Here is a 12,329-nt window from a genome sequence, read left to right as displayed (position 1 = left end):
CCTCGTCGCCATAAAAGCATCAACTTCCCAACACGTCATTGCGAGGGACGAAGCAATCTCTAAGCTATACAAGGCCAATATGCCTATCGCAAAGCGCTCAATTGCCGCTAAGGCTGTTACTTTGTCTTGATACAAAGTAACCAAACATCAAGTCACCAGAAATGCTTCTTTACCGCACATAGCCTTTGCCCTGCAAACCAGGCAGAACCACGGGCTGCTAAATTTCGCCGCTACTTCGTTCGCCCATGGGCCTGCGCTTCAGGCAAAATTGCTAATGCCCCTTCCAGCCGCACAGTCCACCATGTTCTGCCTGCTTTCACCCGAAGCTGTTCTGCTGACGGTAGGAAAGAACAGCGTTTTCTTCACATGTCATTGCAATGACGCGCGGGGAGTGTTGTCATCCTGAGCCTGTCGAAGGATAGCGGGGAAGGCCTCTACGCGCGCCCTTCGACAGGCTCAGGGTGGCAGGCCCGTCCGTCTATGGGTAGCCGGCGTTTAGCCTGGCGAAGAAGATCCTTCGCTATCGCTCAGGATGACATCCCTTTTTTGTGTCATTCCACTTTCAAAGTCCGCAGATTTTAAAAACATAGAATGACTTTTTTTATACGTCAGGTGTAACCGAGTGAAGCACCTCTTCAGCAACGCACTTTTTTATTCTGAATAATTTCACTATCATTATCGCATGACTACATCTATTCCCCTAAAGATCATTGACCTGCATGACGACGGCTTTCATCCCTTGTTAGAGGTTGTTCTTTTTGGGAAATCTTTTATCATGGTACTGGATACCGGCGCTTCAAAAACAGCATTTGACCGCGCCACGCTTTTTGAGGCCAACGAAACAACCTCCATATTGGCCAGCGACAGATTATCAACTGGTTTGGGAACTAATAGCATGGAATCGTTCACAGCTGTTATAAGCGGCATGTTCGTTGGTGATATGCCCATACATGATTTTGAGGTAGCGGTTTTAGATCTGTCGACCATTAACATAGCCTATAGCCAGATGGGGCACCCGCAGGTGCTGGGTGTACTCGGCGGCGATATACTGATGAAATATCGCGCGGTTATTGATTATAACAAGCAGGTGCTCAAACTAAAAAAGCCCCGTTTTAGTAAGCGCTGATACCAAACATTTACTCATTTGCTCACCCCAAGCGTCAACTTCAAACGCCGCTGCTATGGCATATTATTTTTTTTTAATAAGAGCTTATCTTATATAATAATATACCCTAAATTAGTGTATCACAATTAATAATTTTTATGAGAAAATTTCTCTTTTACCTAACCTTTGTTTTTTTGACAAAAGCCGGCCTCGCGCAAAATATTGAAGCAACAGGCACTGTAAAAAATGAGCAGGGCCAGCCTATATCCTTTGCCTTCATCAGCGATCAAAAAACTCAAAATTCTACTTATACCGATTCTGTCGGAATGTTTAAACTCAACACTTCTTTGGCCGCTACCCTGGCAATAACATGTTCCGGTTATAAAACTACAACCGCAAAAGTTGATAATGCGGCAAGTATAAATATTGTATTAACCCCGGGCGAATCAGGCAATACCGACAAAGCACTTAATTTTAACAACCCGAATAACCCGTTCTTTGAATCACACACACAAACGATAGACGCTTTAGCTATGATCACGGCAAAATCGGGCACCGGCGAAGTTCAGGGCAGCCGTTATTTGTTTAACGATTGGATGCATGGTTATGTTATTGATAATAAGGGCACAATAGTTCAGGATAAGCACTATCTTTTTAATTATGATAAAATTAACGGTGAGTTGCTGATGACATCTAACAAGAGTACCGCGATAGAAGTTAACAGGGACCAGGTTAAAAGCTTTACCCTGTTTGATAAAAAACACATCCCGGTAGTTTTTGAAAATGTGCCGGTGATAGATAAAGCGCATTATGTAGAAGTTATTACAGCAGGTAAAAACGTAAACATATACAAAAGTTTAGGTACTATATTTGAAAAAGCTAACTTTTCAAGCAATGGCCTAATGTCAACCGGTCATAATTATGATGCTTATATTGATAAAAGCAACTATTACGTAGTAATGAAGCAGGGTGCCCCTCAAAAGCTTGCTTTAAAGAAAAAGGCCATTAAGACAATTTTTTCCAGCCAAAGTGATAAGGTAGACAAGTTTGTAGCAGATAATAGTAGCAGCGATATTGATGATACGTATCTTAAGGCGCTGGGCGATTACCTGAATAATTGATATTTATTAAAAACCGCTGTCACCTGATAAAATATTAACTACGGCATGAAAGATGCGGGCATGACCGTATGGAAAATTATGAATTAGCTGTTGGCAATCCTATCATCAGGCATAAATATACAGCCGATCCAAGCGTTATTGTACATAATAACACCGTTTACCTGTATACCGGGCACGATGAACCGCCCGAAGGTGTAAATGATTATGTGATGAATGACTGGCTATGTTTTTCGTCGGATAACATGGTGAACTGGAAAGAACATCCGGTCCCGTTAAAAGCAAAAGATTTTGCCTGGGCAAGCGGTGACGCCTATGCTTCCAAAATAATAAGCCGTGACGGCAAATTTTATTGGTATGCGGCGGTTACGCATGCTACCATCAAAGGAAAAGCCATAGGAGTTGCTGTTGCTGATCACCCGGCCGGGCCGTTCACCGATGCTTTGGGCTACGCACTGATTTCGCAGGATATGCTCCCGCCTACAGATAATGAAATGGCCAATATGGATCCCACTGTTTTAATTGACGATGACGGACAGGCCTACATCTTTTGGGGTCGGTTAACGTGTTACTACGCCAGGTTAAACAAAAGCATGACCAGCCTTGATGGGCCTGTTCATACGGTTTCGCTTCCTGATTTTATGGAAGGCGCGCACCTGCACAAAGCAAATGGCTGGTATTATCTTGCTTACGGATATGGCTCGCCCGAAAAAGTTGCTTATGCCATGAGCAGGGATATAAACGGCCCCTGGGAATTTAAAGGCATACTTAATGAAATTGCAGGAAATTGCGAAACTAACCGTCCTGCCATTATTGAATTCAAGGGGGAAAATTATTTCTTTTATCATAACGGCGCACTTAAAGGGGGTGGAAGCCACAGGCGCTCGGTTTGTATTGACCACCTGTATTACAATACAGATGGCACCATGAAACGCATAATAATGACTACAGAAGGCATTACAAATGCTGGCGGATAACTATTGTATTAATAAAAAAAAGCCCGGCTTTACTTAAAGCCGGGCATTAAAATATTTAAAGTCGTCCCGTAAAGGGACGGCAATCCTATGTGTCTATCTTGGCATATTTAGCGTTGCGCTCAATAAACTCGCGGCGCGGGGCAACTTCATCACCCATCAGCATACTAAAGGTATGGTCGCACTCGGCTGCATTTTCAATAGTCGCGCGTTTTAATGTACGGGTAGCAGGGTTCATGGTAGTTTCCCATAACTGGGTATCGTTCATTTCGCCCAAACCTTTGTAACGCTGTACATGTACGCTATCTTCTTTACCAGCGCCTTTTAAACGCTGTATAGCGGCATCGCGCTGCACATCGTTCCAGCAATATTCAGATTCTTTACCTTTTTTTACCTGGTACAATGGCGGCGAAGCGATATAAACATAACCGGCCTCAACCAGCTCTTTCATATAGCGGAAGAAGAAAGTGAGTATCAGCGTAGTAATGTGCGATCCGTCGACGTCAGCATCCGTCATGATAATGATCTTGTGATAACGCAGTTTACTAATGTTAAGCGCCTTATCATCTTCAGGTGTACCGCGGCTAACGCCCAAACCGGTAAACATGTTCTTGATCTCTTCGTTCTCATATATCTTGTGCTCCATGGCCTTTTCCACGTTCAGTATCTTACCTCTTAAAGGTAAAATAGCCTGATATTCGCGGTCGCGGCCCTGTTTGGCGGTACCACCCGCCGAGTCACCTTCCACCAGGTATATCTCACAAAGGGCAGGGTCATTATTGGCACAGTCTGACAGTTTACCCGGCAATCCTGAGCCGGTCATTACGCTCTTGCGCTGTACCAGTTCACGAGCTTTACGGGCGGCGGCGCGGGCCGTAGCGGCAAGTATTACCTTATTCACTATCAGCCTGGCTTCTTTAGGATTTTCTTCCAGGAAGTTGCCTAAAATTTCGCCTACGGCCATATCTACGGCACCCATTACCTCGTTATTGCCTAATTTGGTTTTGGTTTGCCCTTCAAACTGGGGCTCCTGCACTTTTACCGAAACTACGGCAGTTAATCCTTCACGGAAATCATCACCGGTAATTTCAATCTTCATGTTTTTCAGCAAGCCCGATTTATCGGCATAAGCCTTTAAGGTACGGGTTAAACCGCGGCGGAAACCAGCAACGTGTGTTCCACCTTCAATAGTGTTAATGTTATTTACATACGAGAAAACATTCTCAGAGTAAGTATCATTATACTGAAAAGCAAGTTCAACCGGGATGCCGTTTTTTACCCCATCAAGGTAAATGGGCTCCGGAATGATGGATGCGCGGGTACCGTCTAAAAACTTAACAAATTCGCGCAAGCCACCTTGCGATAAAAATTCTTCAGACGGGAAAGTACCGTCCTCATTAGGGATACGCTCGTCAGTTAAACTTAAACGGATGCCTTTATTAAGGAATGAAAGCTCGCGTAAACGGCCTGCAAGGGTATCATATTTATACTCTGTGGTGAGTGTAAATATTTCGGGATCGGGCTGAAAGGTTTGTATAGTACCGGTACGATCAGATACACCGATCTCTTTTACATCAAACATCGGCTTTCCGCGCTCATACTCCTGGGTAAATATCTTTCCCTCGCGGTGCACAACGGTTATAACGTGGGTTGACAGCGCGTTAACGCAACTTACACCCACACCATGCAAACCGCCTGATACCTTGTAAGTATCCTTGTCAAATTTACCGCCGGCATGTAAAACGGTCATTACTATTTCAAGTGCCGATTTGCCTTCTTTGGTATTGATACCTGTAGGGATGCCGCGGCCATTATCTTCAACCGTGATTGAATTTCCCTCATGTATCGTAACCTTTATATCATCGCAGTAGCCGGCAAGCGCCTCATCTATAGAGTTGTCAACAACTTCATACACCAGGTGATGCAAACCTTTAACGCCTGTATCACCAATGTACATTGACGGGCGCTTACGTACCGCCTCTAAACCTTCTAATACCTGTATATTATCTGCTGAATAATTGGATTTGTCCTGATTTTCTTCGCTCATATTTATTTAATACAACAACCTTCAAAAATACGAAATTAACTCCAAATTAACGACTACTTGTGGATAAAAATGAGGATGTGGATAGATATCCGGGCAACTTGCATAAGCCTGTATTTTAAAAAACAACAAGCTTAACAGGTGCGTATTTACCCACCCGGAATCTGCATATCTGATTAGGATACTTGTAATGAAAGATTATCTTTGTCAAAATTTACTTAAAAAAGATAAACCTTTGTATGTGCTTTATAAATAGTATAATTACATGCAAAAATTTGTTAAAAATTAAAAAAACGATACTGTTTTTGCGCAAAAACAGCTAAAAATAAACACGAAAAAATAAATTAATTAGATGAAAACTAAGGCTTCAATTTTAACAAAATTTACATTTGGGATATTAATTGCCGGGAGCATAGCCGCCTGCAACCAAAATAAAACCGCCGACAAGCCAGCCACGGCAGCTACTGCCCCTGACGGTAAAGAAACCGTTGTATACATCAATTCCGATACTTTGTACAGTAAATATGAGTACGCAAAAGATGTGAATAAACGTCTTGACGACAAAGGCAAATCGGCCCAGGGCGATCTGGCTGCAAAAGGCCAGGCTTTTCAACGTGAAGTTGCTGAATATCAAAAGAATGCAGCTACACTACCTGCTGATCAGCGCCAGGCTACAGAGCAGCGCCTGCAACGCAAACAACAGGAATTGCAGGGTTATCAGCAAAATGCAACCGCTCAGTTTCAAAATGACCAGGCATCTGAGGCATCAAAACTTTATGATAAAATTGCGGAATTTACCAAGGCATATGCTAAGGAAAAAGGCTATAAACTGGTGCTAACCTATTCAAAAGCTAACCCAACAGTATTATATGGCGATGCTTCATTAGATGTTACTGCTGATGTGGTTAAAAGACTGAATGACGCCTATACTAAAGAAAAAAAATAATAAATGCGCGTATTTCAGAATGAAAGTAAATATTTTGACCATCAAAATTTTAAATTCTGATTCGAACAAAAAAAACCTCAACTTCGGTTGAGGTTTTTTAATTTTAGGATAATATGGAAAACACAGTACATGAAAAATTCATGCGGATAGCTATCGAACTATCTGAATACAACGTAAAACAAAACTTAGGCGGCCCTTTTGGCGCCGTAATAGCTAAAGATGGAATGATTGTAGCCCGTAGCGCTAACCGGGTAGTGCCAACCAATGATCCAACTGCACATGCCGAAATATCAGTGATCCGCCTGGCCTGTCAGGAGCTGGGTACTTATGATTTAACCGGCTGTGAAATTTATACCAGCTGCGAACCCTGCCCTATGTGCCTGGGCGCTATTTACTGGGCACGAATAGATAAGGTTTATTATGCCAATACCAAAGCGGATGCCGCAGCTATTGGTTTTAACGACCATTTTATTTACGATGAACTGGGGAGCCCAATGAGTGACCGCAAACTGGGTTTTGTCCAATTACTTCGCGATGAAGCCCTGCCGGCTTTCAAACTTTGGGAAGCAACAGAAAATAAGACAGATTATTGATTTGTTTTATTTGAAGACGTATGTCCTTAATTATCATCCTCATCCTTCTTCTCAAAAAAGTCGTCTTTCAGGTCATCTATTTCACGTCGGTCGCGCTTAGTGGGGCGACCGGCACCGCGGTCGCGTTTTAACATAGGCGCATGAAACATTGACTTAAACGCCTGCGTTTGCTCAACCGGGGTCATATCCAGATAAAAATCAACTGCCTTTTTCGCATCCACCCGGTTTTCGAGCAAGCCGGTTACCCTGATCACCTTACGTTCCGTACCTTTTGATACCTGGTAAGTTTCACCGATCTTCACCTCATGCGAAGCCTTGATATTTTTACTATCAAGCTTTACACGCCCGGCCTTGCAGGCATCAGAGGCCAGTGTGCGGGTTTTAAAAAGCCTGATGGCCCACAGGTATTTATCTATCCTAAGTTTTTCTTTTTCGGGCATAAATTAAAAGTCAGCTCCAAAATTATAAAATCTTACGCAATCTGGATTTCCTTAAGGCCAAAATACCAAACCCATTCAGGCTTTACAAGCTTTTGGGATAGTCATTAATAAATGAGCAAATAAAAATTAACAAGTAAACCCCGAAGAATTAAGCTCATTGGGTAATTTAAAAGCATTTCTCCCTAAAATTCCTTTAATTTGCCAAAAGTTTAATTTTACCAATGCAAGATCTTAAAAAACTGATAGAAGATGCCTGGGAAGACCGGAATCTGTTGAATTATAATGAATATACCAACGCCATAGAAACCGTTATTGAACGGCTAGATAAAGGCGAGATACGTGTAGCAGAACCAATTGGTTCACGCTGGCATGTTAACGAGTGGATCAAAAAAGCAGTAGTACTATACTTCCCTACCCGCGAAATGAGCGAAATTAAAGTCGGCCCTTTTGTGTTTCATGATAAAATGAAGCTAAAAACCGATTATAAAGCAGCAGGAGTACGCGTGGTTCCGCATGGTATTGCGCGTTATGGTGCATTTTTGGCAAAGGGTGTTATTATGATGCCATCATATGTAAATATTGGTGCTTATGTTGACGAGGGTACCATGGTTGATACCTGGGCAACTGTAGGCTCATGTGCGCAAATAGGCAAACATGTGCACCTGAGTGGCGGTGTAGGTATCGGCGGTGTATTGGAGCCCTTACAGGCAGCTCCTGTTATTATTGAGGATAACTGCTTTATTGGTTCACGCGCTATTGTGGTTGAAGGTGTGCATGTAGAGCACGAAGCGGTGCTTGGTGCCAATGTGGTTTTAACAGCATCAACCAAAATTATTGATGTAACCGGCTCAACCCCGGTCGAATATAAAGGCCGCGTACCGGCACGTTCGGTAGTTATTCCGGGTTCATATACTAAAAAGTTTCCGGCTGGCGACTACCAGGTACCCTGCGCCCTGATCATCGGTACCCGTAAAGAATCAACCGATAAAAAAACATCATTGAACGACGCCTTACGCGAGAATAATGTAGCTGTTTAATAGATGTGAGATATCAGATTTGAGGCTATACTTTTTAGTTAACGCAAATCGCATATCTCACATCTCATATCTCAACATATGAAAATACTGATAAGGCTGCCCAACTGGCTTGGCGACGTGGTAATGAGTACAGCCTTCGTCGCGGCGGTAAAGCAGCTTTATCCTGATGCACAAGTTGATGTGATCATCAAAAAAGAGTTGTACGATATAGCACAGCTTATACCTGGAATAACACAGATATATCCATTCTCCAAACAGGAATTCAGCGGCCTGGGCGGTGTTTATCGCTTTGGCAAAAAATTAAGGCATGCTAAATATGACCTTTTTTTTAACCTGCCGCAATCGCTTTCATCAGCAGCAATGGCCTGGGTTACATCGGCAAAAAAAAGAATAGGCTATGGTAAGGAAGGCGGTTTTTTTTTACTAACCAATTCGTATAAAAAACCTGTTAAAGCACATCGGGTTGATGAATACATCTCCTTACTTGAACAATTTACAGGCAAAGCTTTAGCTAACAAACAGGTTAAATTAAATACTGTAACACAATCCATTAAGCGAACAAACAGAGTACTGGTCAATTTTAATTCTGAGGCTTCATCGCGAAGAATGCCTTTAGATAAGGGCCAAATCTTACTTGATAAATTAACCGACGCTTTTACCAATACCACGTTTTGCCTTGTTGGTTCACCAAAGGAGGAAACATTTGTAAATCAGCTCATTAACGGATCTAAAAATCCCGCTCGATTGGAGAACTATGCAGGCAAAACAGACCTGCCAGGCTTGTGTAACCTAATGGCTCAAAGCACCGCTGTATTAACTACTGATTCGGGTCCGGCCCATTTGGCCAACAGTGTAGGAGTTCCTGTTATTGCGTTATTTGGTGCCGGCAATGAACACAATACAGCCCCTTATAACAAACAAAATTTAACTGTATTACGTTATGGTAATCTACCCTGCGAACCTTGCGTACGCAACACCTGTAAGCTTTATGGTGTACCCAGGTGCATGGAGCTACTGGACGAGTTACAAATTATTAACGCATTAAAATCATACATAGATCATGCTTAGAGACGAGGTTGCCAAAGCTTTAAAAGTATTACAGGAAGGCGGGATCATTCTGTATCCCACAGATACTATTTGGGGTATTGGCTGTGATGCAACCAACACCGAGGCCGTGCAAAAGATATACCGCCTTAAACAGCGCGATGAAGCCAAAAGCATGATCATTTTACTGGATACCGAAAACAAGCTGGAAAGTTATGTACGCGAGGTTAATCCGCTGGCTTATGAGCTGATAGCATACGCCGAAAACCCTTTGACCCTGGTAATGCCCGGCGCCAAAAACATATCGCCGGCTTTAATAGCGCCAGATGGCAGTATCGGAATCCGGGTTACCACCAGTGAATTTTGCCAGCAATTGATCCAAAAACTGCGTAAACCGCTGGTATCCACATCGGCAAATATTAGTGGTAAACCCTCCCCTTCATATTTTTCGCAGGTTGACCAGGAGATCATTGACGGGGTTGATTATGTTGTTGACATTGACCAGCACAGTAAAGAAATAAAAAATCCGTCAACAATTATGAAGCTGGCGCCCGATGGACGGTTTGAGTTCATCAGACGATAAAAAGTGCTTTAAAACACGCAAAAAAGATGCAAAATTTGAGAATTTTAACATTTAAAACTTAAATTTTGAATTAATCTTACCTTTGTAGTTAAAATTAGAACTTAAAATTTAGGTTTTAGCGCTTAAAATTTAAAGTTTTATCACAGTTATGAAAGCCCATCTGCAGCACCCCGTATTTTCTATAATATCAAAACTCGCAGCTCAGCATAATTTACAGGTTTATGCTATAGGTGGCTTTGTGCGCGATATCTTTTTAAACCGCCCGTCAAAAGACATCGACATTGTAATTATTGGTAACGGGATAACATTTGCCGAGGCTGTTGCCGCCAGGTTAAAGGTAAAACTTGCCGTATATAAAAACTTTGGCACGGCATCGCTCAAATACCAGGACCTGGAGATAGAGTTTGTAGGCGCACGCAAAGAATCGTACCGCCTTGACTCCCGAAAACCTATTGTAGAGGACGGAACGCTGGAGGACGACCAAAAACGCCGCGATTTAACCATCAACGCGCTGGCCGTATCCCTGCACCCGGATACTTTTGGAAATTTGCTTGATCCGTTTGGCGGCATAGCCGATCTGGAGCAAAAACTGATCAGGACACCGCTTAGCCCTGCCGAAACGTTTTCTGACGACCCCCTGCGCATGATGCGGGCCATCAGGTTTGCAGCGCAGCTTAATTTCAGGATTGATGACCCGGCCGTTGAAGCTATAAAAAACAATACGGAACGCATCAGCATTATATCGCAGGAACGGATAACCGATGAACTGAACAAGATCATCCTGTCGCTAAAACCTTCTATTGGCTTTAATTATTTGTTTGATACCGGCCTGCTGCACAGAATATTTCCGCAAATGGCCAATTTGTACGGGGTTGATTACATTGACGGCAAGGGGCATAAAGACAACTTTTACCATACCCTGCAGGTACTTGATAATATTTGCGAAACCACTGGCGACCTCTGGCTGCGCTGGGCGGCTATTTTGCATGATATTGCCAAACCGGCCACCAAGCGTTTTGAACCCGGCCATGGCTGGACATTTCATGGCCACGAAGACCGGGGCGCGCGCATGGTACCTAAAATATTCGCCCAGTTAAAATTGCCGTTAAACGAAAAAATGAAGCAGGTACAAAAATTGGTGCAACTTCATTTAAGGCCAATTGTACTGTCGCAATCTATCGTTACCGACTCGGCAGTACGAAGGTTGCTTTTTGAGGCAGGAGATGACATAGAGGCACTAATGCTGTTGTGTAAAGCAGACATCACGACAAAAAACGAATATAAGGTTAAAAAATATCGTAACAATTTTGAGCTCGTTCAACAAAAATTAAAAGATGTTGAAGAGCGCGATAGCATCAGAAACTGGCAGCCACCCGTTACCGGTATTGATATTATGCAGCTTTTTGGCTTAAAAGAGGGCCGCGAAGTAGGAATTATTAAGAATCAGATACGCGAAGCCATACTTGAAGGCGAAATTCCCAATACGCGCGAGGCTGCCATTAACTTCACAATTGCAAAAGGTTTAGAAATTGGCTTAAAAGTTGTAGCAAACTCAAATTTGAATTAAAAGATTATTTTTGTCCTTCAAATTATACTAAAATAATGGCACTATACAGGTTCAGGGTTACTTTCGAAGATTATGATGATGTGATGCGGGAGATTGATGTTAAATCAAATCAAACCTTCGAGGATCTCCACCGCGCAATACACCAGTCAACCGGTTATAATCCAGAATTCCCTTCCTCTTTTTATATCAGCAATGATCAATGGACAAAGGGCGAGGAAATTACTTACTTACCAAATCAAAAAAGGATTGACCGCGGTGTATCGTTAATGAGCAATGTAAAGCTGCTGAGTTTTATTGATGATCCGCATCAAAAATTTTACTATACCTTTAATTTCGACCGCCCCTTTGATTTCCATGTAGAATTGATGAAGATCATTCTGGACGAAACACCCGGTACGGTTTATCCTGCTGTTATTAAATCTGTTGGCGAAGCGCCTAAGCAATTTGGCAACGTGTTTAACCCTACAGTAATCCCCCCAACAACCGAGGATTTTGATTTTCTGAACGAAATGGCCTTTAACCCTGAGGATACCGAAGACTTTTCGGAAGTTACTGACACCGAGGTTGATGATCTGCCCGAAGAAAAACATGAGGAGGAGGAAGAAGAGGATGAATTTGGAAATGAATTTGCAGATGACGAAGGCTTTGATGAAGATGACAGACCCCATCGCAATGGTGGCGGCGATGATTATTAATATCAGTTAGCGGTATATTTTATTGTGCCCGTTATTGCGGGAAAGCAAATAACATAATTTGCCATTCTGAGCAAAGCGTGGAAGCTGTTTAAAAAGCGTAATTGCGGATAGGTGTTCAAAGTTTATTGAATAAAATCTAAACAGTACCGCAAAAATGACAAATTTCATAGCCGGTTTTAACCC

Annotated in this window: 12 protein-coding genes; 10 read left to right on the top strand and 2 right to left on the bottom strand. The window is 42.6% G+C overall.

All coding sequences use genetic code 11. The annotated features are described in order from the left end of the window. Positions 1-682 precede the first annotated feature (682 nt). The 3 genes from J2W55_RS02055 to J2W55_RS02045 all read left to right on the top strand — a co-directional run bounded on the left by J2W55_RS02055 (position 683) and on the right by J2W55_RS02045 (position 3,200). Complete coding sequence (locus tag J2W55_RS02055; protein WP_310091384.1) at positions 683-1,126, top strand: aspartyl protease family protein; 444 nt, start codon at positions 683-685, stop codon at positions 1,124-1,126. A gap of 137 nt (positions 1,127-1,263) precedes the next feature. Further along, a complete protein-coding gene (locus J2W55_RS02050) occupies positions 1,264-2,226 on the top strand; it encodes a carboxypeptidase-like regulatory domain-containing protein (RefSeq protein ID WP_310091382.1) in 963 nt (320 codons plus the stop codon). Between the two features lie 68 nt (positions 2,227-2,294). Next, positions 2,295-3,200, top strand: a complete 906-nt coding sequence (locus J2W55_RS02045; protein ID WP_310091379.1) for a glycoside hydrolase family 43 protein — start codon at positions 2,295-2,297, stop codon at positions 3,198-3,200. A gap of 85 nt (positions 3,201-3,285) precedes the next feature. On the opposite strand, the gene gyrB is transcribed toward J2W55_RS02045, so the two are convergent. Then, a complete protein-coding gene (gene gyrB, locus J2W55_RS02040; RefSeq protein WP_310091377.1) occupies positions 3,286-5,244 on the bottom strand; it encodes a DNA topoisomerase (ATP-hydrolyzing) subunit B in 1,959 nt (652 codons plus the stop codon). 349 nt (positions 5,245-5,593) lie between these two features. On the opposite strand from gyrB, the gene J2W55_RS02035 reads away from it, so the two are divergent. Both J2W55_RS02035 and J2W55_RS02030 read left to right on the top strand, forming a co-directional pair. Further along, positions 5,594-6,187 carry an OmpH/Skp family outer membrane protein gene (locus tag J2W55_RS02035; protein WP_310091375.1) on the top strand — a complete coding sequence of 198 codons (594 nt, stop codon included), beginning with the start codon at positions 5,594-5,596 and terminating at the stop codon, positions 6,185-6,187. A gap of 113 nt (positions 6,188-6,300) precedes the next feature. Further along, positions 6,301-6,780: a nucleoside deaminase gene (locus tag J2W55_RS02030; protein ID WP_310091373.1), complete on the top strand. Its 480-nt coding sequence runs from the start codon at positions 6,301-6,303 to the stop codon at positions 6,778-6,780. A gap of 26 nt (positions 6,781-6,806) precedes the next feature. On the opposite strand, the gene J2W55_RS02025 is transcribed toward J2W55_RS02030, so the two are convergent. Next, the gene (locus J2W55_RS02025; protein ID WP_310091372.1) at positions 6,807-7,220 is read right to left on the bottom strand and encodes an Hsp15 family ribosome-associated heat shock protein; all 414 of its coding nucleotides are present in this window, start codon (positions 7,218-7,220) and stop codon (positions 6,807-6,809) included. Between the two features lie 221 nt (positions 7,221-7,441). Between J2W55_RS02025 and J2W55_RS02020 the strand changes: the two genes are divergently transcribed. The 5 genes from J2W55_RS02020 to J2W55_RS02000 all read left to right on the top strand — a co-directional run bounded on the left by J2W55_RS02020 (position 7,442) and on the right by J2W55_RS02000 (position 12,146). Next, positions 7,442-8,257: a 2,3,4,5-tetrahydropyridine-2,6-dicarboxylate N-succinyltransferase gene (locus J2W55_RS02020; protein ID WP_310091369.1), complete on the top strand. Its 816-nt coding sequence runs from the start codon at positions 7,442-7,444 to the stop codon at positions 8,255-8,257. A gap of 78 nt (positions 8,258-8,335) precedes the next feature. Continuing rightward, complete coding sequence (gene waaF, locus J2W55_RS02015; protein ID WP_310091367.1) at positions 8,336-9,325, top strand: lipopolysaccharide heptosyltransferase II; 990 nt, start codon at positions 8,336-8,338, stop codon at positions 9,323-9,325. Further along, positions 9,318-9,884: an L-threonylcarbamoyladenylate synthase gene (locus J2W55_RS02010; protein WP_310091365.1), complete on the top strand. Its 567-nt coding sequence runs from the start codon at positions 9,318-9,320 to the stop codon at positions 9,882-9,884. Before waaF ends, J2W55_RS02010 begins: the two co-directional genes overlap by 8 nt. Positions 9,885-10,032: 148 nt before the next feature. Further along, positions 10,033-11,451, top strand: coding sequence for a CCA tRNA nucleotidyltransferase (locus J2W55_RS02005; RefSeq protein ID WP_310091363.1), 1,419 nt, complete (start codon positions 10,033-10,035; stop codon positions 11,449-11,451). Between the two features lie 35 nt (positions 11,452-11,486). After that, complete coding sequence (locus J2W55_RS02000; RefSeq protein WP_310091360.1) at positions 11,487-12,146, top strand: IS1096 element passenger TnpR family protein; 660 nt, start codon at positions 11,487-11,489, stop codon at positions 12,144-12,146. Positions 12,147-12,329 lie beyond the last annotated feature (183 nt).

Source organism: Mucilaginibacter pocheonensis, from assembly GCF_031456535.1.
Taxonomy (GTDB): Bacteria; Bacteroidota; Bacteroidia; order Sphingobacteriales; family Sphingobacteriaceae; genus Mucilaginibacter; species Mucilaginibacter pocheonensis.
Note: the sequence above shows the minus strand (reverse complement) of the source record. Positions and strands in the feature narration are given on the sequence as shown.

Bases quoted from the DNA above. Each gene is read 5' to 3' on its own strand.
- J2W55_RS02055 (WP_310091384.1), top strand. From the start codon at position 683: ATGACTACATCTATTCCCCTAAAGATCATTGACCTGCATGACGACGGC.
- J2W55_RS02050 (WP_310091382.1), top strand. From the start codon at position 1,264: ATGAGAAAATTTCTCTTTTACCTAACCTTTGTTTTTTTGACAAAAGCC.
- J2W55_RS02045 (WP_310091379.1), top strand. From the start codon at position 2,295: ATGGAAAATTATGAATTAGCTGTTGGCAATCCTATCATCAGGCATAAA.
- gyrB (WP_310091377.1), bottom strand. From the start codon at position 5,244: ATGAGCGAAGAAAATCAGGACAAATCCAATTATTCAGCAGATAATATA.
- J2W55_RS02035 (WP_310091375.1), top strand. From the start codon at position 5,594: ATGAAAACTAAGGCTTCAATTTTAACAAAATTTACATTTGGGATATTA.
- J2W55_RS02030 (WP_310091373.1), top strand. From the start codon at position 6,301: ATGGAAAACACAGTACATGAAAAATTCATGCGGATAGCTATCGAACTA.
- J2W55_RS02025 (WP_310091372.1), bottom strand. From the start codon at position 7,220: ATGCCCGAAAAAGAAAAACTTAGGATAGATAAATACCTGTGGGCCATC.
- J2W55_RS02020 (WP_310091369.1), top strand. From the start codon at position 7,442: ATGCAAGATCTTAAAAAACTGATAGAAGATGCCTGGGAAGACCGGAAT.
- waaF (WP_310091367.1), top strand. From the start codon at position 8,336: ATGAAAATACTGATAAGGCTGCCCAACTGGCTTGGCGACGTGGTAATG.
- J2W55_RS02010 (WP_310091365.1), top strand. From the start codon at position 9,318: ATGCTTAGAGACGAGGTTGCCAAAGCTTTAAAAGTATTACAGGAAGGC.
- J2W55_RS02005 (WP_310091363.1), top strand. From the start codon at position 10,033: ATGAAAGCCCATCTGCAGCACCCCGTATTTTCTATAATATCAAAACTC.
- J2W55_RS02000 (WP_310091360.1), top strand. From the start codon at position 11,487: ATGGCACTATACAGGTTCAGGGTTACTTTCGAAGATTATGATGATGTG.